This is a genomic window from Kineococcus rugosus (genome assembly GCF_050871975.1).
GTDB lineage: Bacteria > Actinomycetota > Actinomycetes > Actinomycetales > Kineococcaceae > Kineococcus.
The window spans coordinates 23,484-43,303 of record NZ_JBJLSJ010000013.1; the positions used below are offsets into that span (position 1 = coordinate 23,484).

Consider the following 19,820-nt stretch of genomic DNA (forward strand, 5'->3'; position numbering starts at 1 on the left):
CTACCTCCGGAGCTCGAGCACGGTCTTGCCGATCCGCAGCGGCGTCCCCGGCTCGAAGGGGGCGGGGGCGGTGAGGCGGTCACGACCGAGGAAGGACCCGTTGGTGGACTGCAGGTCCTCCACCACCCAGCCGTCGCCCCCGGGCTGCGGGGTGATCCGGACGTGCTTGGTGGAGGCGTACTCGTCGTCCAGGACGAGGGTGCAGTCGCTGCCGCGGCCGATGAGGACCGGGGCCTGCCCCAGCGCCAGGGTCGTGCCGCGCAGCGACCCCTCCGTCACGACGAGGGTGGCGCGCCGGCGGGCCGGCTCCGGCGGGGCCTCCACGGGGGCCCGCGGGGTGCGGGCCGCGGCCCGCTCGGTGCGGCGGGCCGTGACGCGGGTGCCCAGCAGGTCCGCGCGCAGGACGCCCACGATGGCCAGCACGAACAGCCACAGGACGACGAGGAGGCCCAGCCGCAGGACGGTGAGGGTCAGTTCGCTCACGGACGCGGCCCCGTCACGTCCAGCCCTCGTCGCGCCGGGCCGCGTGGAACACCAGCTTGCTGCGGCCCACGGTGATGACGGCCCCGTCGTAGAGGTCGACGGAGGAGACGCGCTCACCGTCGACGAACGTGCCGTTGGTGGAGCTGAGGTCGGAGACGCGGGCGCCGCCGGGGGCCACGCGGATCTCGGCGTGCCGGCGCGAGACGCCCGGGTCGTCCAGGACGACGTCGGCGTCCGAGCCGCGCCCGAGCACCGTGACGGCCTCGGCGAGCACGTACCCGCGGCCGTCGACCTCCAGCCGGGGCCGGCCGGCCTGGTCCGTGCGGGGCGTGGCGGGCGCCACGCGCCCCCGCACGGTGGAGGACAGGACCCGGAACACGCCCGTCTCCAGGTCGTCGGACTCGTGGAACGCCACCCGCACCGGGCCGACGAAGCTGTACCGCTGCTTGTCGGCGTGCTGGGTGACGGCCGCGACGAGCTCGTCGGCGAGGGTGTCCTGCCAGGACGCGATCTTCTCGTGGTCGGCGGGGCCGAGCTCCACGATGAAGCTGTTCGGCACGAGCGTGCGCCCCCGCGAGAGCACCGCGGCGCGGTCGTCGAGCTCGCGGCGCAGCGCGCTGGCGACCTCGACGGGCTGCACCTCGCTGCGGAAGGCGCGCGCGAAGACCCCGTTGACGGCACGCTCCACGCCGCGTTCGAAACGGTCGAGCACTCCCACGTCGAGCCCCCCTCCAAGATCGCGCCGGTCGTCCCAGCCCCGGCAATCGTAGCCGGGGACCCCCCGTCCGCCGGTGGAGCCGGGGTGCGCGGACGTGGAGGTGGCGTGAGGGCCCCTCCGGGGCTGGTACGGTTGCTCTCAGCACGCGCGAGTGGCGGAATAGGCAGACGCGCACGGTTCAGGTCCGTGTGCCCGAAAGGGCGTGGGGGTTCAACTCCCCCCTCGCGCACGTGTGGTGGAGGCCCCGGTCGGTTGACCGGGGCCTTCGTCGTCTCCGGGGTCGTCCTCCGGGTGACGACCCGCAGCGGCGCGGTGCTGCGTCCGGGACCTACGACCTCAGCGGGTGCGGCTGGACGCACACGCGGTTGCGGCCGGTGCTCTTCGCCCGGTACAGCAGCTCGTCAGCCCGGGTCTGCAGCTCCTCCACGAGGCACGGCACCGCCGTGCCCGGGGGGCAGAACGCCACGCCGGCGCTGACGGTGACCGGCGGGTACCCGCCGTCCGCGGCGACGGCCGCCCGCAGCCGCTCGCCGAGGTCGGCCACCTCCGCGAGGTCGGAGGTGGTGGCGATCAGGAGGAACTCCTCACCGCCGATGCGGGCGAGGAGGTCGGTGGGGCGGACGGTCGCGGTCAGGACCGCCGCGACCCGGGCCAGCACCGCGTCCCCGACGTCGTGGCCGAGGGTGTCGTTCACGCTCTTGAAGTGGTCCACGTCGAGGAGCACCGCGCCCGTCGGGCCGAGCCCGGCCGCCGTCCCGTCGGCGGAGGTCGCCGTGAGCGCGGCCCGCAACCCGCGCCGGTTCAGCAGACCCGTCAGCGGGTCGTGCCCGGCGAGGTGGTCGGCCCGGTCGCGCGCGGCGGTCAGCTGCTCGACCGTGGCGTCGAGGCGGCGGCGCAGGACGAACAGCCCGGCCACGCTCAGCACCAGCACCATCTGCACCGCCACCACCCGCAGCCCGCGCTCCAACCCGTCCCCCGGCACCGCGGCGACGATGGCGGAACCGGCCGCGAGGGCCAGGGCCAGGTGGCCCAGCACCGCGCGGGTGCTGGTGAACATGGCGGCGTAGAGGGGACCCACGACGAGCGACATCACCGCCGTCTGCCGGAACGCGGGGTCGCTGATGCTGAGGGTGAGGACGGACAGGACGCACGTCGCCCACACCGACCACCAGCCCTGGGGGCGCCGGGTGCGCCGCTGCCGCAGGACGGCGAGGGCGGCGACCGGGGGCGCCAGCAGGCCCCCGAGGAGGACGACGGCGGCCGTGCCGGGGTGCAGCAGCTGCGGCGCCACGAACACGGCCCCCAGCGCCAGGAGCAGCAGGCCGGGGGCGCACAGCACGGTGAACAGCTCGCTGGCCCGCAGCGAGGCGCGGCCCGAGGTCGCGTCGGGGGCGGCCTCGGCCGCCCGCGCGCGTCCTGCCCGGCTCACTCCCACGTCAGCGCATCGGCAGCCGGGGGCGCCGACTGCAGCCCCGGCCCCCGGTCGGCGCAGGGGTCGACCCCGGCGCGCCGTCCCGCGGGGACGCCCGGGGGAGACGTCGTGGTCGTCCAGCGCCGTCCCGGCGCTGCCGGCGCCGAGGCGATCGCTCGGTCACCGACGGGACCACGCGGTCGACGACGTCCTGGTCAGCGGGCTGACCGCGACGTCGCCCGCGGGGCGGGACGACCGTGCGCCTGGCGGGCTGCGCGGGGACACGGTGGCACCGGGAACGCTGCTGCCCGACGCCTGCTCGTAGGGGGTGGTCGTTCCGCTGCACGTCCCCGGGCCTCACCTCCAGCCGCTTCGAGCGGCCTCTCGCCGAGGGGCGACTGCCGGATCGACCACCACACGGCCGCCGGGCCGAAGAGCCCGGCGGCCGTCGTGCGTCTCGGGTCAGGTCACCGCCGCGCCGAGTGCGCCATGCGCGGTGAGTCCAGCGGCGGCGTGAGACGGCTGTGTCGCAGCGGTCACCACCGGCGCGGACTTCGTAGCTTGCTCTGCATGACCGGGAGCCAGGACGAGACGGGCATCGCCGCGGACCTCCTCCGAGATCTGCTGAGCGAGCAGCACCCGGACCTGGCCGAGCTGCCCCTGCGCGAGGTGCAGGGCGGCTGGGGCAACCAGATGTGGCGCCTGGGGGATCAGCTGGCCGTGCGGGTGCAGCGCATGGACACCGATCCCGCCTCCCAGCTCGAGGAGCGCCGTTGGCTACCGGTGCTGGCTCCGCGCCTGCCGCTGCCCATCCCTGTCCCGGTACGCGACGGCGCGCCGTGTGAGCGGTTCCCCAAGCTGTGGACGGTCATGACGTGGGTGCCCGGAGTGCCGCTGGACCGCGGCTCGATCACCCGCGGCGAGCACGCCGCCGACGTCCTGGCGGCCTTCCTGCGCGCCCTGCACGTCCCTGCCCCGGCAGACGCGCCAGTTGACACGGGCCGGGGTGCGCACCCCAGGGACTGCGCCGACGGTTTCGAGCACTTCCTCACCTCCCTCGACGCCGACGCAGCCGGTGCTGCCCTCGCCGGTGTTCGAGCCGTCTGGGACGACGCCGTGGCCGCACCGGCGTGGCAGGGGCCGCCGGTGTGGGTGCACGGCGATCTGCACCCGGCGAACGTCGTCGTCGCCGACGGGATGCTGTCGGGGGTCGTCGACTTCGGTGACCTGTTCGCCGGCGACCCGGCGGTGGACCTGGCGGCGGCCTGGGTGCTGTTGCCTGCTGGCGGGGCTGCCCGTTTCTTCACCGCGTACGGGCAGGCGGATGAAGCGATGATCCGACGGGCCCGCGGACTGGCTGTGCTCAAGAGCCTCTTCCTGCTGCTGATGGGCCAGAACGGTGAGCGCGGACTGCCTGGTGGCAAGCCGGCGTGGGGTCCGGCGGGACGCAGGGCGCTGCACCGGGTCCTCGGCCAGCACCCGGACTGACCGGGGAGCACGACGGCAGTCGACGTCAGTGCCCACCGACGGCGGCCCAGCGACTTACCGCAGATCGGCCTGAGCGCGACGTCGGTGACCACCGACGTCCTCGCGAGGTGACGTGGCCGCCGGGCGGTCGACCCCGCCCTCAGACCTCCACCGGCAGCCGCATCGCCGCGCGCAGCTTCGCCAGCCCGCGGCTGGCGTTGACCCGCACCGCCCCGACGGACATGTCGAGGACGTCGGCGATGCGCTCGTCCTCCATCTCGTCGAGGTAGCGCAGCGCGACGACGGACCGCTGCTTGCCGGGCAGCGTCCGCACCGCCGCGAGCAGCGCGTCGCGGTCCAGGAACCGCTGGTTCGCGTCGGCGGCCGCGGTGGGGGGCAGGTCCTCGGGGGCGGTGGAGTCCTCCCGGCGCACCGCCCGCCGCCAGAACGAGGTGCTCTCGTTGACGAGCATCCGGTTCACGTACGCGACGGGGTCGTCGGCGGCGGAGATGCGGCCCCACTTCAGCAGCGCCTTCGCGAGGACGTCCTGCACGACGTCCTCGGCGTCGGCGGGGTTGCGCAGCAGGCCGCGGGCCAGCCGTTGCAGGGCGGGCCCGCGCGCCGCGACGAACTCCTCGTAGCCCAGCCGTGCCTCAGTCCGCACCGAGCACCGCGTCCAGCCCGCCGATCGCGAGGTCGGCCACCTCCGCGGACAGCGTGTCGGGGTTCGCGCGGACCAGGTCCGCGGACACGTCGACGACCACGCCGTCGCGTTCGACGACGCCCCGCACCCGGTACAGGGACCCGCCGGCGTCGAAGTCCTGCACCAGCGCCCACGCGGTGACGATGTCGTCCGGCCCGGTGCTGCCGTCCCCCACGAGCGTCCACGCCCCGGTCTCGGGGGCCGACTCCGCGCACGCCGCGGCCTGGTCCCGGGCGGCCTGCACGTACGCGACGGCGCCGGGGCCGTCGAACCGGCGGACCGTCTGGGACACGGCCTCGCGGGTCGTGGCCACCTCCCACGTCCGGGTGCGCCCGCCCAGCAGCGGCGACGCGGTGAACTGCACGTCGGTGCACAGCCCGCCGTTGACGTCCGCGCTCGCGGCCTGCACCCGGTCCTCGCCGCGCACGGCGCCCGGCAGGGCGACGGCGACGGTGCTGTCGGGCAGCATCTGCGCGGCCTCGACGGGGACGGCCGCGGGGGCGGGGTCGGCCACGACCGTCGTCGGCGAGGCGCCCCCCGGCAGCCCCCCGCCGACGCCGATCCCCACCGGGACCCCCACGAGCGCGAGGGCGAGGACCGCGATCCCGACGCGCCGCCGCGTCCGGATCCGGCCCGCCCGGCGCCGGGCGCCCCGGAGCAGCTGCTCCGTGCCCAGCGGGTGGTCGGCCGGGTCGCGCCGGCGCAGGGCCGCCACGAGCGGGTCGTCGTCCACGCGCCTCACCTCTTCCTCCGTCGGGGCCCGCGTCGAGCGTGCACTGCTCCGAGGACGCCGCCGGCGCCGGTCCTGTTACACGTCTCCTCCACGAACCTCCCGCACGGCGGGGGAGGGAACCGGCCCGTCCCGGGTCCTTCCCGCCATGACCGGTGACCCGCTGCTCTGGAGCTGGGCCGTCGTCGAGGGGGACGCCGACCTGTCGCCCGTGGCCGCCCGCGAGGACGACCCGACCGTCGCCGAGCTCGTCGACCGGCGCCTCGCGGTGCGGCTGCCCGTCGGCCGCGTCCACGGCCGGCCGCCGCAGTAGGTTCCGGGCATGGCCGTCATCCACAACGCCCAGCTCTCCCCGTCCAAGCTCGACGCGATCACCGGGTGGCTGCCGTCGCAGCCGTGGAGCGAGTACGCCCCCGGCGACGAGGCCGTCGTCGCGGGCCGGTTCCGGTTCGACGACCCCGCCGGGGAGGTGGGGGTCGAGACGATCCTGGTGCGCACCGGCGGCCGGGTGCTGCACGTCCCGCTGACCTACCGCGGCGCCCCCCTGGCCGGTGCCGGGGAGCACCTCCTCACCGAGATGGACCACTCGGTGCTGGGCCGGCGCTGGGTGTACGACGCCACCGCCGACCCCGTGTACGCGGACACGCTGCGCCGCACCATCGCGACCGGCGGGACCGAGGCCGACGTGCTGAACGCCGTCGACGGGCGCCTGGAGCCCGGCACGAAGGAGGGGGCCGCGTCCGGCAGCGGCCGCGACGCCGACTCCCCGCGGGTCACCGACGTCACCGTCTCCACCGGGGGCGCGGTGACGACGATCCGCACCGGCCACGGGACGCTGCACGTCCTGCGCGTCGTCGGCGCGGGCGCGGCCCCGGCGGGCCAGACCCTCACCGGCCGGTGGGCCGACGACGAACCGGCCGTCCTCGCGGTGCTCACCGCGCCCTGACGGTGCAGGGTGGCGGCATGGGTCTCATCGCCGTCACCGGCGCCACCGGCCGCATCGGGGGGCGGGTCGCCCGCGGGCTGGCCGCCGCCGGCGTCCCGCAACGCCTCGTCGTGCGCGACCCGGGCCGCGCGCCCGACCTCGACGGGGCCGACGTGCGCCCCGCCGCCTACGACGACGGCGAGGCCCTGCGGCACGCCCTCGACGGCGCCGACGTCCTGCTGCTGGTGTCCGCCGCCGAGCACGCCGACCGGCTCGCCCAGCACCGCACGGTCGTGGAGGCCGCCGCCGCCGCGGGCGTGCGCCGCGTCGTCTACACCTCGTTCCTCGGCGCGTCCCCGACGGCCACGTTCACGTTCGCCCGCGACCACGCCGCGACCGAGGAGCTGCTGACGTCGGCGCGCTTCGAGACGACGTTCCTGCGCGACTCCTTCTACCTCGACGTGCTGCCCGACTTCGTCACCGACGGCGCGCTGCGCGGACCGGCCGGCACCGGGCGGCTGGCCGCCGTGGCGCGCGCCGACGTGGCCGAGGTGGCGCTCGCGGCGCTGCTCGACGAGAGCCACGCGGGCCGCAGCTACGACCTGACCGGGCCGGAGAGCCTGACCCTGGCCGAGGTCGCCGCCCGCCTGGCGACGTTCCACGGCAGGCCGTGCCGCTACGTGGAGGAGACCGTCGAGGAGGCGTACGCGTCCCGCGCCGGGTCCGGGGCGCCGGCGTGGGTGGTCGACGGGTGGGTCAGCACGTACACCGCCATCGCCGCCGGGGAGCTGGACGTCGTGACCGACGTCGTCCGGACCGTCACCGGGCGTCCGGCGCGGACGCTGGAGGACGTCCTGGCCGGGCGGTGAACGGCCGCGCCCCCTCCGCCCGGGCCGCGCTTACCCTGCTCCGGTGCCGGAACTGCGCGAGACGCTGCAACGCCTCGACGGGGCCCCCTACGCCCGCTACCGCTCCCTGACGGGCCGCGCCTGGCCGCTCGGCGGGGGCGGCGAGGGCGTCGCGGCCACGATGCGGCACGGCCAGGCCGACCCCTACGCCCCGCCGTCGCGGTGGGACGTCACCTGCGCGCGGACCCCGTTCGCGGCCCTCGACCTGACCCGCCCCGTGCGCCGCCGCGCCCTCGCCGGGTTCCTCGCCCGCTCCGCCGCCGCCGCGCCCAGCCCGTTCCGCATCGACGCCGGTGGGCAGGAAGTGCTGCAGCGCAGCAGCTTCGAGGTCGCCGAGGACGGCTCGGCGGTGCTGCGGCTGGGGTACCACCTGCCCGGGCCGCGCCGCCGCATCGACGGGTACGACGCCGCCGTCGACCTCACCCGCGACCTGCCCGCCCTCGTGCGCGACCACGTCCTCGGCGTCGACCTCGACGCGGCCCGCGCGTTCGCCGACGCCGTCGAGGACGCCGCCCACCTGCGCGCGCAGCTGCCCCGCCTCGGGCTCGTCGCCTTCGTCGCCGACGGTTCCGTCCTGCCGCGCGCCAGCGGTGTCGACGACCGCCCGATGCCCGGCGCGGTGCCGTTCGCCTCCCCGCCCTCGCTGCGCGTCGAGGTCGACCTCCCGCACCGCGGCCGCGTCGCCGGGATGGGCGTCCCGACGGGCGTCACGGTCGTCGTCGGCGGCGGGTTCCACGGGAAGTCGACGCTGCTGCGGGCGCTGGAGGCCGGGGTCCACGACCACGTGCCCGGCGACGGCCGGGACCTGGTCGTCACCGACCCGAGCGCGGCCGCGCTGCGCGCCGAGGACGGCCGGGCCGTGACCCGCGTCGACGTCGGCGCCTTCGTCACCGGCCTGCCCGGCGGCCTGGACCCCCGCGATTTCTCCACCGCCGACGCCTCCGGGTCCACCTCGCAGGCCGCCGCGACCGTGGAGGCGCTGGAGGCGGGGGCGCGGCTGCTGCTCGTCGACGAGGACACCGCCGCCACGAACCTCATGGTCCGCGACGCCCGCATGCAGGAGCTCGTCGCCAAGGCGTCCGAACCGCTCAACCCGTTCGTCGACCTGGTGCGCTCCCTGGCCGACGACCACGGCGTCTCCACCGTCCTGGTCGTGGGGTCCTCCGGCGACTACCTCGACGTCGCCGACCGGGTGCTGCTCCTGGACTCCTACCGGTGCAGCGACGTCACCGCCCGCGCCCGCGAGGTCGCGGCCCGCCCCACCGGCCGGGTCGCCGAGGCCGGCACGTTCCCCGCCGTCCGCGCCCGCGTCCCCGCCCCGGGCAGCGTCGACGCCACCGCCAGGGGCAAGCGGCGGGTCTCCGCCGTCGGCACCGACACCCTCCGCTTCGGCGAGCACGACGTCGACGTCCGCGCCGTCCGGCAGTTCACCGACGCCGGTCAGGTCACCGGCGCGGGCCTGGCCCTCGACCACGCCGTCGCCGCCGGTCACCTCGACGGCCGCCGCGCGCTGCCGGAGGTCCTCGACCTCCTCGACGCCGACCTCGCCGGCCCCGTCGCCGGCTGGACCGGTGGCTCGCCCGCCGACGTGGCCGTCCCCCGCCGCCACGAGGTCGCCGCCGCGCTGAACCGGCTGCGGGCGCTGCGGGTGCCGGAGCTGCGGTGACGGCCCCCCGGCCGGTCCGCCGACCCGTTCGGCCCAGCCAGTCCCCAGCCCCCGCGGCCGATGACCCGGGAGTGCCTGCCCACCCGAGCCGCTCCCGCGCTCGCGGCGCCGCGGTCGCCCTCGGGGTGCTGGCGGTCGCCGCGGCCCTCCTGCCCGGCGCCTCCGCGCGCACCGTCGAGGTCCTGCTCTGCGGCGGGCAGCTCACCGCGCTGGCCGTCCTGCTGCGCAGCGGCCGCCACCGCCTCGAGCACGAGAGCCCCGCCTGGCGCTGGTGGACCGCCGCCGTCGCGGTCCTGTCGGCCGGGCCGCTGGCGAACCTGCTCACCGGCCTGCGGCCGGGGGTGGTCGTCGCGGTCTCGGTGCTGGTCGCGGCCCCGCTGGTGTACGGGGCGCTCGTGCGCTGGAACCGGTACCGCACCTACGTCACCGACACCGGCGACTGGCTCAACGGCGTCAGCGCCGCCCTCGTCCTGGGCGCTGCGGGCCTGCTCGCCCAGCAGCGGTGGGGGTTCCTGCCCGCCACGTGGCCCGCGCACGGGGTCCACCTGTGGCTGCTGATCGTCGCGGCCCTGATCACCCTCCTCGGCACCGCCCTGACCGTCGCCGCCGTCGGCGGGCTGGCCCGCGACGGCCGCCTGTGGATCGTCGTGGGCTGCCTCGGCGGGCTCGTGGTGCTCAGCGCGACGATCCGGGACAGCGTCGTCGACGCCCTGCAGGCCCAGGCCGGGTGGACCCTGGCCTGCCTCGTCATCGCCTTCACCTCCACCCTGCCCGGCCGCGCCGCGCCCGCCCCCACCACCACCCAGGTCCCCGTCGTCGGGTCGATCGCCGTCCTGGTCGCCGCGATCGCGATCCTCACCGTCGACGACCACCGCGGCGGCTGGGCCGCGACCCTGTACGCGGGCACCGCGGTCCTGGCCACCGGCGTCCGCGCCGCCCGCCTCGTCCGGGAACTGGCCCACCTGGCCGAGTCCCGCCGCCTGGCCCTCACCGACGAGCTCACCGGCGTCGGCAACCGGCGGGCCCTGCTGCGCGTCCTGGACGACCTCGCCGGGCAGGGGCGCCACGCCGCGATGCTGCTCCTGGACGTCGACCGCTTCAAGGAGGTCAACGACCGCCAGGGCCACCACGCCGGGGACGAGCTGCTGCGCGGCGTCGTCGCCACCGCCCGCCGGGTGCTGCCCGCCGACGCGGTGACGACCCGCATCGGCGGGGACGAGTTCGCCGTCCTGCTGCCGGACCGCGACGAGGAGCAGGCCGTGCGGATCGGGCGCGCCCTGCACGCCGCGGTCGTCGCCGACGTCCAGATCGGCCTGTCCGTCGGGGTCCGCTCCACGCCCGCCGGCGCCCTGGACCCCGACCGGCTGCTGCGGCAGGCCGACACGGCCATGTACACGGCGAAGACCGCCGGTGGCGGCGTCAGCCTCTACGACCACGACGTCGACGCCCGGCTGCGGGACCGCGCCGGCCTGGCCGCCGACGTCCGCCGCCTGCTGGCCGACGAGGAGCGCACGGCCCGCGAGGTCGTCCTGCACTACCAGCCGCAGGTCGACGTCGCGTCGGGCCGCGTCGTGGGCGTCGAGGCCCTCGTCCGCTGGCAGCACCCCGGCCGGGGCCTGCTGCCGCCGCTGACGTTCCTGGACCTCGTCGAGGAGCAGGGCCTGATGGACCGCCTCACGGGCCACGTGCTGGACCGCGCGGCCGCCGGGGCCGCCGCGTGGTCGCACCGGGGGGTGCCGCTGCGGGTCTCGGTGAACGTCTCGGCCAGCAGCCTGGCCCACCCCGACCTGCTGGGCGTGGTCGACGGCGTGCTGGCCCGCCACGGCCTGGCCGCGGGCCGCCTCGTGCTGGAGGTCACCGAGACCACGCTCATGGCCGACCCGGACCTGGCGCTGGCCGTCGCGCACGGCCTGACCCGTCGCGGGGTGCAGGTGAGCATCGACGACTACGGGACGGGGTACTCCTCGCTGGCGTACCTGACGGACCTGCCCGCGACGGAGCTGAAGCTGGACCGAGCGTTCACGGCGCGGGTGCTGTCCGAGCCGCGCACGGCCGACGTCGTGGAGGCCACGGTGGCCCTGGCGCACCGGCTGGGGCTGCGGGTCGTGGCCGAGGGCGTGGAGGACGAGGAGACCCGCGCGCTGCTCGGCGGCCTGGACGTGGACGAGTCGCAGGGGTACCTGCACGCGCGGCCGCTGCCGCCGGAGGAGTTCGCCCGGTGGCTGGCCGCGCAGCCGGCTCAGGTGGTGGGCGCGGAGTCGCGGGAGGTCTGACCGGGCCCGCCGGTCGTGGTCCGGTCCTGCTGGGCGGGGCCCTGGCCACCGCCGGGGCCCTGGCCGCCGGGGCCCTGGCCGCCGGGGAACTGCCCGCCGCCGGGGAACCGCGCCTCCTGCTGACCGGACCCGGCGGTGTCGCCGCGGGTCGCCGCGTACGCGACCCCGCCGGTCAGGCCGGTGACGGCGACGACGGCCGCGATCGCGACGACCGGCCGCTGCCACCACGTCGCGCGGGCGGGGACGGGCGGGGTGACGGCGTTGCTCACGGGGGCTCCTCGGGCGCGGTGGGCACCGTCCCCGGCGGACGGTGCCCCACGACGGTCGGCGCCGTCGCTGTGAACCCGCCCGGGAACGCCTCGGAGCCGGGTGTGGCTCAGGTGTCGAGGGTGCGGGTGGTGCCGCCGGTCTGCCGCGCGAGCAGGTCGCGGATCTCGGTGAGCAGCAGGACGTCCTCGCCGGGCGCCTTGGGCGCCTCGACCTCGCCCTTCCTGCGCAGGGCCAGCAGCCGGTTCACGGGCGTGACGATGAGGAAGTAGACGGCCGCGGCGATGATGAGGAAGTTCAGGACGGCGCCCACGATCGTGCCGAACTGGATGCCGACGACCTTCCCGTCGACCTCGCGCAGTTTCAGCACCCACGCGCCGTCCAGGTTGGGGGCGCCCCCGATGGCCGCGATGATCGGGTTGATGAGCCCGTCCACGACCGAGTTGATGATCCCCGAGAAGGCGGCCCCGATGACCACCGCGACCGCGAGGTCGATGACGTTCCCGCGCAGGACGAAGTCCTTGAAACCGTTGACGAGCTTCACGTCCGTTCCCCTCCCGTGGCCGGTGACGACGTGACCGACCCTAGGGGCAGGGATCACGGGGGAGCCAGGCTGACGATCGTCGGCCTCGGCGCGGCGGGCGCGAGCCTGGCGTGGCGGCTGGTGGCGGCGGGGGTCCCGTTCGAGGTCGTCGAGGCGCCCGCGGGGGCCCGCGAGCGCAGTCCCGAGCGCACCTGGAGCACGTGGGGGCCGGGGGGGCCGGGCCCGTTCGGGCACCTGGTCGCGGCGAGCTGGCCGCGGATCCGGGTGGTCGCCCCCGACGGTGCGGAGGTGACGGCGGAGCTGGGGTCGTGGCGCTACCGGAGCCTGTCCTCGGTGGACCTGGACCGGGCGGTGCGCGAGCGGCTGGACCGGGCGGGGGTGCCCGTCCACGAGCGGGTCCTGACGGGGGTGCCGCCGGCCCCGGCGGTCGACACGCGGCCGGTGCCGGTCCCGGTGACCGGGCGGACGCTGCTGCGGCAGCACTTCCTGGGGCACCGGGTCCGGACGGCGGTCCCGACGTTCGACGTCCGCACGGCGACCCTGATGGACTTCCGGACGCCGCAGCCGGCGGGGGGCGTGGCGTTCGGCTACGTGCTGCCGACGTCGGCGACGGAGGCGCTGGTGGAGTACACGGAGTTCTCCGCCGACCTGCTGACCGCGGCGCAGTACCGGGACCGGCTGGGGGAGTACGCCTCGCGGGCGGGCATCGGGGCGCACGAGGTGGTGGCGAGCGAGACCGGGGTGATCCCGATGACGGACGCGCGGTTCCCGCCGTCGCCGTCGCCGGGGGTCCTGCGGTGGGGCGCGGGCGCGGGGTCGGTGCGGCCCTCGACGGGGTACTCGTTCAGCACGCTGCAGCGGCAGGCCGACGCCCTCGTCGCGCAGCTGCCCGGCCCGCTGACGCTGCCGGCCCCGCACCGGCGCCGGCACCTGCTGATGGACGCGGTGGTGCTGCGGGGGATGGCGGACGGGCGGCTGGGGGCGGGGTTCTTCGTGGACCTGTTCCGCCGCAACCCGGTCCACCGGGTGCTGGGGTTCCTCGACGGGTCGACGTCGCCGGCGCAGGACCTGGCGCTGATGGCGACGGCGCCGCGGGCGGACATGCTCCGCGCGGTCGCCGCCCTGGCCGGCGCCCCCCACCCCCCGCGGTGACCGCCGGGGGTGGGGCGGTCAGACGTCCAGGACGGCCTCGATGTCGAGTTCCAGGTCGACCTTGTCGGACACGACGAGGCCGCCGTTGTCGAGGCGGGCGTCGAACTCGACGCCGAAGTCGCGGCGGTTGATCTGGCCCTTGGCGGAGAAACCGGCGCGGGTGCCGCCGTAGGCGTCCGGGCCGAACCCGGAGACCTCGACGGTGAGGGTGACGGGCCGGGTGACGCCCTTGAGGGTGAGGTCGCCGGTCAGGACGAAGTCGTCGCCGTCGTGGTGCAGGGAGGTGGAGCGGAACGAGGCGTGCGGGTGGGTCTCGACCTCGAAGAAGTCACCGCTCTTGAGGTGGCCGTCGCGCTGCTCGTTGAAGGTGGTGATGGTGGTGACGTCGACCTCGGCGGTCACGGAGGAGGCGCCGGGCTCGTCGCTGGTGACGATCTGGCCCGAGACGGTGCCGAGGCGGCCGCGGACCTTGCTGACGGCCATGTGGCGCACGGTGAAGGAGATCTCGGAGTGGCTGGCGTCGATCGTCCAGGTGCCGGTCCGGTACCCGGGGACCGCGGGCAGCGCGCCCGGGGTGCGCGTGATGGTGGTGGTGTCCTCGTTCTTCGTCCTGCCGCCGAACCAGCCCATGGTGTCCTCCGTAGATGTTTGCAGCTTCAACTGCTCACCACGAAGGTACGCCGAAGTCCTTCAAAGTGCAACTACCTCGTCGGGCCGGTCAGACGACCGTCCCCCGCTCGAAGAACCACGTGACGACCAGGGCGCCGGGGTCCACCACGCCGTCCACGACGGTGTGCCGGGTCCCGTTCGCCGCCGCCCGGTACGCCGCGTGCAGCGCCGCGACCGCGGGCACCCCCGCCACGTCCGCGCCCTCCAGCGCCTCGGCCGCCGGGGCCAGCGCGTCCACGAGCGACCCCGCCCCCGGCGAGGGCGCCCCGGCCCGCTGGACCGCGACCAGGCCCCCGCGCACCGCCTCCGCCAGCTGGTGCGTGCCCACCCCGTCCCGGCAGGTGCGGGCGAGCTCGGTGAACCACGGCGCCAGCAGCGCCGGAACCCCCGCGGCCGCGGTGAAGCCCGCCGCGACGGCCTCGAAGACGTCCCCGGCCCGGTGCGGCTCGCGCTGGCGCAGGATCTCGTCGACCGCGCTCGCGCCCCGCTCCATCTCCGCCCCCAGCCCGTGCAGCTCGACGGTCCGGGTGCGCAGCTGGTGCTCGAAACCCCGCCACCAGGTCAGCACCCGGCGCAGGTCCAGGTCGGCGGCCCGCGTCCCGGCCAGCGGTGCGACGCGGCGCCCGGCCTCGCGCAGTTCCAGCTCGTCCAGGACCGGGGTCCCCGCGCCGGCCGGGGCCGCCGCACCCCCGTGCGTCGTCGTGGTCACTCGTCGCCTCACGGCCCACCACCACCTCATCGTCGAGGAACGTCATCGCCGACGGGGCCGACGCCGAGCCCCGTCCCGAGGAGCGTCGCACGGGGTCCGGGTGATCGCCAGACGTAGGGTGACGGCGTGACCGTGGTGCTGCGCACGCCCACCGAGGCCGACTGGGAACGCTGGCGCGACCTGCGGCTGCGCATGCTCGCCGACACCCCGCACGCCTTCGCCGAGACCCTCGCGACCGCCCGCGGCCACACCGAGGAGGTGTGGCGCGAGCGGTGCCGGCGGATGCGCGCCCCGGGCAGCCGGACCGTCGTCGCGGTCGAGGTGCCGACGGACCGCTGGGTGGGGACGATGGGGGTGTTCACCGACCCCGTGCGGGGGTTGTTCCTGGTGTCCGTCTTCGTCGACCCCGCGCACCGCGGCGGGGGTCTGGCGGACCGGTTGCTGACGGACGTCCTGCGTTGGGCCGCAAGCCGTCCCGGCGCGACCGGGTTGTCGCTGCACGTCCACGAGGACAACCACCGCGCGCAGGCGTTCTACCGCCGCCGGGGTTTCGTCGACACCGGCGTCCGGACCCCCTACGGCCTCGACCCGACCCGGCGGGAACTGGAGATGCGCGTGGCGTTCGGCGAACGCGGCCGGTGACGCGACCTCCCGGACGCCGGGAACCTCCAGCGGGTCGTGGCGTTCACGTTCCGCGGCGCGCACGACGTGGTGTCGCGGTCGCCCGCCGGGGAACTGCCGCGGAGTTCCTGGCGCACTCCCCGGGGAACTCCGCGCAGGCCGTCGTGCTGTCGGCGGCGGCGGGCTGCCGACAGCGGTGGTGCGGGCGTTCGACGTGCTGAAGGTCGTCCTGGAGCCGTCGGGGGGCCTGCGCACCGGCCGCGGGTCGGTGCGGTGCTGTCCGGGGGCGACGTCGGCGCGGCGCGCTCCCGGGGGCTGACGGCCCCGGACCAGGCCTTCGCGGATCTCTAGATGATTACGCAGCGTAGTTTCTAGACTACCTATTTGCTGCTCAAGCGTGCTGGAATGACCGCCGATGTTCGATGTGTCGGTGACGCTCCGTCTCGACGATCGATCGAGAAGGAGTCCCACCGTGACGAAGCCCCGTTCGCTCGCCGCCGTCGTCCTCGCCGGCGCGATGCTCCTCGGCGGCGCCGCGCTCGCCCCGGCCGCCTCGGCGGCCGCCGCGCCCGCCACCAAGGTCGCGGTGAAGGTCACCACCACCAAGGGCTCCGCCACCACCCCCAAGACCGACGGCCACCTGCGCTCGGCCGGCACCGGCCACCTGCGCGCCGTGAGCACCGGCCACCTGCGCTCCGTCAGCACCGGTCACCTCCGCTCGATCAGCGCCGGCCACCTGCGCTGACACGCCCCGCGGCCCCCTGGCGCGAACGGGGCCCGGAGCGGGGCACGATGGGGGCATGGCTCGGATCGAGGACTACGCGCTCATCGGTGATCTGCACACCGCTGCGCTGATCGACCGCACGGGGTCGATCGACTGGCTCTGCTTCCCCCGGTTCGACTCCCCGGCGTGCTTCGCGGCCCTGCTGGACACGCCGGACGCGGGGCACTGGCGGCTCGGCCCCAGCGGCGGGGCGTCCTGCAGCCGCCGCCGCTACCGCGGCAGCTCGCTCGTCCTGGAGACCGAGTGGGACACCCCCGACGGCACCGTCCGGGTCACCGACTTCATGCCGCCGCGCGGCAACCACCCCGACGTCATCCGCATCGTCGAGGGCCTCGAGGGCGAGGTCCGCATGAGCTCCGAGCTGGCCCTCCGCTTCGACTACGGGTCGATCGTGCCGTGGGTCCGCCGGCGCGGGGACGAGCTCGAAGCGGTCGCCGGACCGGACTCGGTGTGGTTCTGGAGCACCGTGGACATCCAGGGCCGCGACCTCACCTCCGTCTCCGACTTCGTCGTCCGCGAGGGCGAGAAGGTGCCGTTCGTCCTGACCTGGGGCAAGAGCCACGAGGCGATGCCGCACCGCCCCGACGCCTTCCACGCCCTGCAGGACACCGTCGAGTTCTGGGACGAGTGGAACCGCACGGACACCGTCGAGGGCCGGTGGGAGGAGGCGGTCACCCGCTCCCTCGTCGTCCTCAAGGCCATGACCTACGCCCCCACGGGGGGGATAGTGGCCGCGGTCACCACCTCGCTGCCCGAGGAGCTCGGCGGGACCCGCAACTGGGACTACCGCTACTGCTGGCTGCGCGACGCGACCTACACCCTGCAGGCGATGCTGCTCTCGGGCCACGTCGAGGAGGCCGGGGCCTGGCGCGACTGGCTGCTGCGGACCGTGGCCGGCGACCCCGGCGACCTGCAGATCATGTACGGCCTCGACGGCGCCCGGCGGCTGCCGGAGATGGAACTGCCCTGGCTCAAGGGGTACGAGGGTTCCTCCCCGGTGCGCATCGGCAACGAGGCCGCCGGCCAGCTCCAGCTCGACGTGTGGGGGGAGGTGCTCGACAGCCTGTTCCTGGCCCGCCAGGCCGGCCTGGAGCGCGAGGACGACTCCTGGAACCTGCAGAAGGCGCTCATGCACCACCTGGAGGCCCGCTGGCAGGAACCCGACAACGGGTTGTGGGAGATGCGCGGGCCCCGCCGGCACTTCACCCACTCCAAGGTGATGGCCTGGGTCGCGGCCGACCGCATGGTCCGCAGCGTCGAGGAGTTCGGCCTGCCCGGCCCCGTGCAGCGCTGGCGCCGGGTGCGCGACGAGATCCGCGCCGACGTCCTGGCCCACGGCATCTCGCCCACCACCGGGACGTTCACCCAGTCCTACGGGTCGGACAACCTCGACGCGAGCCTGCTGCTCATCCCGCGCGTGGGTTTCCTGCCCTTCGACGACCCGCGGGTCGTCGCCACGGTGGAGGCGATCCAGCGCGACCTGACCCAGGACGGGCTCGTGATGCGCTACCGCACCGAGGAATCGGCGGACGGTCTCCCCGGCTCGGAGGGCGTGTTCCTGGCCTGCTCGTTCTGGCTGGTCGACGCCCTGCACGGCATCGGCCGCACCGCGCAGGCGCGCGAGCTGTTCGAGCGGCTGCTGTCGCTGCGCAACGACGTCGGCCTGCTCGCCGAGGAGTACGACCCGGTGTCCCGCAGGCAGCTGGGGAACTTCCCGCAGGCGTTCAGCCACTTCCCGCTCGTCGTCGCCGCGCACCACCTCACCGACGGAGGCGGCGAGCGCAGCGACGACGTCGAGGCGCACGAGGGCTGAACCGGCCGGTTCAGCCGACGGACACGTCCACCCGGTCGGGGTAGAACGCGACGTGGCCGGCGATGGGCGCCACGGCCGGTGCGGCGTCGGGGTAACCCCACGCGCTGTCGGGCAGCTCCCGGCCACCGGCGGTGAGCGTCCAGTACGACGCCTCGCCCTTGTACGGGCACCAGGTGCGCGTGCCCGTCGGCCGCAGGAACCCCTCGCCGACGTCGGCGAGCGGGACGTACTGGACGGGCGGGTACGTCGACTCCCGCAGGGTCAGCGCCGACGACGTGCGGGCCACGACGACGTCACCGACGCGCACGACCACCTCGCCGTCCGTCGGGGTGACCGTGATCGGGTGGTCGGGGCCGGGTTCGCGGTGCTCTCGGGTCGTCACGCCCGTCGCAACCCCGGCCGCGGTCCGCGTCTTCCCGCGCGGCTCAGCGCAACCCCACCGCGTCGAGGTCCCAGAACACCCGGTCGTGGACGAGCGTGCCGGTCATCCACTCCTCGTACCCGTCGAGCAGCACCACCCCGAACGCGGCGGGCGGGATCCGCAGCGACGGCCGCCGGAAACCCAGCTCACCGCCGGGCCGGAAACCCCGCCGGGAGTAGTACGCGGGGTCGCCCTCGACGAACAGCGCCGGCCACCCGCGTCCGCGCGCCGCCTCCTGCGCGGCGGCGACCAGCGCCGTCCCCGCGCCGCGGCGCTGGAACCCGGGCAGCACCCCCAGCGGCGACAGGACGCCCACGTCCACCAGCCGGGGCGGGGCGTCCAGCAGGTTCCGGCCGACCATGACGTGCCCGACGACGGTCCCGTCGACCTCGGCGACCAGGGACGCCGGGTGTCCGGGGCGCAGCGCGTCGGCGAGGGCGGCGACGTGGTCGCCGTCGTCGCCGAACGCGCTGCGGTGGACGGCGCGGACCGCGTCGTGGTCGGCGGGGGACTCGGGCCGGATCAGCACCCGACGATCCCAGCAGTCCGGGCCGCGGTCCGCCACGGGGTTCCCGCCCGGCCGGCGGGGCGGCTCAGTCGGTGACGGCGGTCGCCTCGACCTCGACGAGGACGTCTGGCTCGAACAGGAAGTCCACCCCGATCAGGGAGGCCGGCGGCAGCGGCCGGGGCAGGCCCAGTTCCGCGGCGACCTGCTCGACGCCGGCCGTGAACTCCCCGATCTTCTCCGGGCTCCAGCCGGTGACGTAGAAGGTGAGGCGGACGACGTCGTCGAAGCCGGCGCCGGCGGCGCGCAGGGCGGCGCCGGTGTTCCTCAGGGCGTGGGCGACCTGCCCGGCGAGGTCGCCGGGGGCCACGGGCCGTCCCTGCGCGTCGCGCGCGATCTGGCCGGCGACGTGGACGTGGCGGGTGCCGGTGGCGACGGCGACGTGGTGGTACGGGACGGGCTGCATGAGGCCGTCGGGGCTGAACAGCTGCACGGTCACGGAGGGCTCCCTGGGTCTGCGGGTGTCGGGGTCCTGGACGGCCGGTCCGGCACGTCCGGTCGGTATCCCCTTGCTACCTGGTGTTCGCAGGGAACTTCAACGAGACTAGGTGTCGTGCCGGAAACCACCCACCTCCACCCCGGGGCCCTCGACATCGCCCCTCCGCACCGGGAACTGCTCGCGCAGGTCCTGGACCGGTGGTCCCTGCAGGTCCTGGAGGAGCTGTGCGAACGGCCGTCGCGGTTCAGCGAACTGCGGCGCGCGATCCCGGCGGTGACGGGGAAGTCCCTCACCGCGACCCTGCGCCGGCTGGAACGCAACGGTGTCGTGGAGCGCACCGTCGTCAGCTCGCGACCGGTGGCGGTGGAGTACCGCATCACCGCCCTCGGCAAGACGCTGCGCGAGCCGGTCGACGCGCTGCTGCGCTGGACCACCGAGCACCTGCCCGAGGTGGAGGCGGCCCGCGCCCGCTTCGAGGAGTAGGGCCCCGGCGCGGGACGGCCGCAGCCCGGGGACGAGGTGGAACCAGGTCGCCGGTGCGGCCATGGGAGG

The 19,820-nt window shown here is 75.8% G+C and carries 23 protein-coding genes and 1 tRNA gene; 12 read left to right on the top strand and 12 right to left on the bottom strand.

Translation table 11 applies throughout. The features are described from left to right. Both ACRYM6_RS09210 and ACRYM6_RS09215 read right to left on the bottom strand, forming a co-directional pair. Positions 1-483 (bottom strand): FHA domain-containing protein FhaB/FipA, encoded by a 483-nt coding sequence (locus ACRYM6_RS09210; RefSeq protein ID WP_432542565.1) that lies wholly within the window; start codon positions 481-483, stop codon positions 1-3. Positions 484-496: 13 nt separating this feature from the next. Beyond that, positions 497-1,201: an FhaA domain-containing protein gene (locus ACRYM6_RS09215; protein ID WP_432542566.1), complete on the bottom strand. Its 705-nt coding sequence runs from the start codon at positions 1,199-1,201 to the stop codon at positions 497-499. A 145-nt stretch (positions 1,202-1,346) separates the two neighbouring features. On the opposite strand from ACRYM6_RS09215, the gene ACRYM6_RS09220 reads away from it, so the two are divergent. Next, positions 1,347-1,430: transfer RNA gene (locus ACRYM6_RS09220), tRNA-Leu, on the top strand. Between the two features lie 99 nt (positions 1,431-1,529). Here the strand turns inward: ACRYM6_RS09220 and ACRYM6_RS09225 are convergent. Then, positions 1,530-2,630 carry a GGDEF domain-containing protein gene (locus ACRYM6_RS09225; RefSeq protein ID WP_432542567.1) on the bottom strand — a complete coding sequence of 367 codons (1,101 nt, stop codon included), beginning with the start codon at positions 2,628-2,630 and terminating at the stop codon, positions 1,530-1,532. A gap of 552 nt (positions 2,631-3,182) precedes the next feature. Here ACRYM6_RS09225 and ACRYM6_RS09230 point away from each other — a divergent pair. Further along, positions 3,183-4,100 carry an aminoglycoside phosphotransferase family protein gene (locus ACRYM6_RS09230; protein WP_432542568.1) on the top strand — a complete coding sequence of 306 codons (918 nt, stop codon included), beginning with the start codon at positions 3,183-3,185 and terminating at the stop codon, positions 4,098-4,100. A gap of 139 nt (positions 4,101-4,239) precedes the next feature. Here ACRYM6_RS09230 and ACRYM6_RS09235 read toward each other — a convergent pair whose 3' ends face one another. Next, positions 4,240-4,743 carry a SigE family RNA polymerase sigma factor gene (locus ACRYM6_RS09235; protein ID WP_432542569.1) on the bottom strand — a complete coding sequence of 168 codons (504 nt, stop codon included), beginning with the start codon at positions 4,741-4,743 and terminating at the stop codon, positions 4,240-4,242. Then, positions 4,733-5,515: a sensor domain-containing protein gene (locus tag ACRYM6_RS09240; RefSeq protein ID WP_432542570.1), complete on the bottom strand. Its 783-nt coding sequence runs from the start codon at positions 5,513-5,515 to the stop codon at positions 4,733-4,735. The genes ACRYM6_RS09235 and ACRYM6_RS09240 overlap by 11 nt, the downstream gene beginning before the upstream one ends. A 145-nt stretch (positions 5,516-5,660) precedes the next feature. Here ACRYM6_RS09240 and ACRYM6_RS09245 point away from each other — a divergent pair, with 145 nt between their 5' ends. The 5 genes from ACRYM6_RS09245 to ACRYM6_RS09265 all read left to right on the top strand — a co-directional run bounded on the left by ACRYM6_RS09245 (position 5,661) and on the right by ACRYM6_RS09265 (position 11,284). Further along, the gene (locus ACRYM6_RS09245) at positions 5,661-5,825 is read left to right on the top strand and encodes a hypothetical protein (RefSeq protein ID WP_432542571.1); all 165 of its coding nucleotides are present in this window, start codon (positions 5,661-5,663) and stop codon (positions 5,823-5,825) included. A gap of 9 nt (positions 5,826-5,834) precedes the next feature. Continuing rightward, positions 5,835-6,458: a CG0192-related protein gene (locus ACRYM6_RS09250; RefSeq protein ID WP_432542572.1), complete on the top strand. Its 624-nt coding sequence runs from the start codon at positions 5,835-5,837 to the stop codon at positions 6,456-6,458. 17 nt (positions 6,459-6,475) lie between these two features. Further along, positions 6,476-7,306, top strand: a complete 831-nt coding sequence (locus ACRYM6_RS09255) for an SDR family oxidoreductase (protein WP_432542573.1) — start codon at positions 6,476-6,478, stop codon at positions 7,304-7,306. A 43-nt stretch (positions 7,307-7,349) separates the two neighbouring features. Further along, a complete protein-coding gene (locus ACRYM6_RS09260; RefSeq protein WP_432542574.1) occupies positions 7,350-9,011 on the top strand; it encodes a P-loop domain-containing protein in 1,662 nt (553 codons plus the stop codon). Between the two features lie 71 nt (positions 9,012-9,082). After that, the gene (locus tag ACRYM6_RS09265; RefSeq protein ID WP_432542575.1) at positions 9,083-11,284 is read left to right on the top strand and encodes a putative bifunctional diguanylate cyclase/phosphodiesterase; all 2,202 of its coding nucleotides are present in this window, start codon (positions 9,083-9,085) and stop codon (positions 11,282-11,284) included. Here the strand turns inward: ACRYM6_RS09265 and ACRYM6_RS09270 are convergent. Next, positions 11,251-11,553, bottom strand: a complete 303-nt coding sequence (locus ACRYM6_RS09270; protein ID WP_432542576.1) for a hypothetical protein — start codon at positions 11,551-11,553, stop codon at positions 11,251-11,253. The genes ACRYM6_RS09265 and ACRYM6_RS09270 overlap by 34 nt on opposite strands. A gap of 107 nt (positions 11,554-11,660) precedes the next feature. After that, on the bottom strand, positions 11,661-12,095 hold the full coding sequence (gene mscL / locus ACRYM6_RS09275; protein ID WP_432542577.1) for a large conductance mechanosensitive channel protein MscL: 435 nt from the start codon (positions 12,093-12,095) through the stop codon (positions 11,661-11,663). Between the two features lie 30 nt (positions 12,096-12,125). Between mscL and ACRYM6_RS09280 the strand changes: the two genes are divergently transcribed. Beyond that, positions 12,126-13,247: a lycopene cyclase family protein gene (locus tag ACRYM6_RS09280; RefSeq protein ID WP_432542578.1), complete on the top strand. Its 1,122-nt coding sequence runs from the start codon at positions 12,126-12,128 to the stop codon at positions 13,245-13,247. Positions 13,248-13,265: 18 nt separating this feature from the next. On the opposite strand, the gene ACRYM6_RS09285 is transcribed toward ACRYM6_RS09280, so the two are convergent. Further along, on the bottom strand, positions 13,266-13,877 hold the full coding sequence (locus tag ACRYM6_RS09285) for a YceI family protein (RefSeq protein WP_432542674.1): 612 nt from the start codon (positions 13,875-13,877) through the stop codon (positions 13,266-13,268). Between the two features lie 88 nt (positions 13,878-13,965). Continuing rightward, positions 13,966-14,637 carry a DAK2 domain-containing protein gene (locus tag ACRYM6_RS09290; protein WP_432542579.1) on the bottom strand — a complete coding sequence of 224 codons (672 nt, stop codon included), beginning with the start codon at positions 14,635-14,637 and terminating at the stop codon, positions 13,966-13,968. 114 nt (positions 14,638-14,751) lie between these two features. On the opposite strand from ACRYM6_RS09290, the gene ACRYM6_RS09295 reads away from it, so the two are divergent. The 3 genes from ACRYM6_RS09295 (at position 14,752) to ACRYM6_RS09305 (ending at position 17,843) form a co-directional block, all read left to right on the top strand. Beyond that, positions 14,752-15,267 (top strand): GNAT family N-acetyltransferase, encoded by a 516-nt coding sequence (locus ACRYM6_RS09295; protein WP_432542580.1) that lies wholly within the window; start codon positions 14,752-14,754, stop codon positions 15,265-15,267. 451 nt (positions 15,268-15,718) lie between these two features. After that, positions 15,719-15,991, top strand: coding sequence for a hypothetical protein (locus ACRYM6_RS09300; protein WP_432542581.1), 273 nt, complete (start codon positions 15,719-15,721; stop codon positions 15,989-15,991). A gap of 55 nt (positions 15,992-16,046) precedes the next feature. Beyond that, positions 16,047-17,843 (top strand): glycoside hydrolase family 15 protein, encoded by a 1,797-nt coding sequence (locus tag ACRYM6_RS09305; RefSeq protein ID WP_432542582.1) that lies wholly within the window; start codon positions 16,047-16,049, stop codon positions 17,841-17,843. Between the two features lie 10 nt (positions 17,844-17,853). Here the strand turns inward: ACRYM6_RS09305 and ACRYM6_RS09310 are convergent, their stop codons facing one another. The 3 genes from ACRYM6_RS09310 to ACRYM6_RS09320 form a co-directional block, all read right to left on the bottom strand. After that, on the bottom strand, positions 17,854-18,225 hold the full coding sequence (locus ACRYM6_RS09310; protein WP_432542583.1) for a DUF427 domain-containing protein: 372 nt from the start codon (positions 18,223-18,225) through the stop codon (positions 17,854-17,856). 43 nt (positions 18,226-18,268) lie between these two features. After that, positions 18,269-18,793, bottom strand: coding sequence for a GNAT family N-acetyltransferase (locus tag ACRYM6_RS09315; RefSeq protein ID WP_432542584.1), 525 nt, complete (start codon positions 18,791-18,793; stop codon positions 18,269-18,271). A gap of 64 nt (positions 18,794-18,857) precedes the next feature. After that, positions 18,858-19,268 carry a RidA family protein gene (locus tag ACRYM6_RS09320; RefSeq protein WP_432542585.1) on the bottom strand — a complete coding sequence of 137 codons (411 nt, stop codon included), beginning with the start codon at positions 19,266-19,268 and terminating at the stop codon, positions 18,858-18,860. 114 nt (positions 19,269-19,382) lie between these two features. On the opposite strand from ACRYM6_RS09320, the gene ACRYM6_RS09325 reads away from it, so the two are divergent. Next, positions 19,383-19,751, top strand: coding sequence for a winged helix-turn-helix transcriptional regulator (locus ACRYM6_RS09325; protein WP_432542586.1), 369 nt, complete (start codon positions 19,383-19,385; stop codon positions 19,749-19,751). Positions 19,752-19,820: the final 69 nt, after the last annotated feature.

Coding starts and splice junctions, on each gene's coding strand:
- ACRYM6_RS09230 (WP_432542568.1), top strand. CDS start 3,183: ATGACCGGGAGCCAGGACGAGACGGGCATCGCCGCGGACCTCCTCCGA.
- ACRYM6_RS09245 (WP_432542571.1), top strand. CDS start 5,661: ATGACCGGTGACCCGCTGCTCTGGAGCTGGGCCGTCGTCGAGGGGGAC.
- ACRYM6_RS09250 (WP_432542572.1), top strand. CDS start 5,835: ATGGCCGTCATCCACAACGCCCAGCTCTCCCCGTCCAAGCTCGACGCG.
- ACRYM6_RS09255 (WP_432542573.1), top strand. CDS start 6,476: ATGGGTCTCATCGCCGTCACCGGCGCCACCGGCCGCATCGGGGGGCGG.
- ACRYM6_RS09285 (WP_432542674.1), bottom strand. CDS start 13,877: ATGGGCTGGTTCGGCGGCAGGACGAAGAACGAGGACACCACCACCATC.
- ACRYM6_RS09305 (WP_432542582.1), top strand. CDS start 16,047: ATGGCTCGGATCGAGGACTACGCGCTCATCGGTGATCTGCACACCGCT.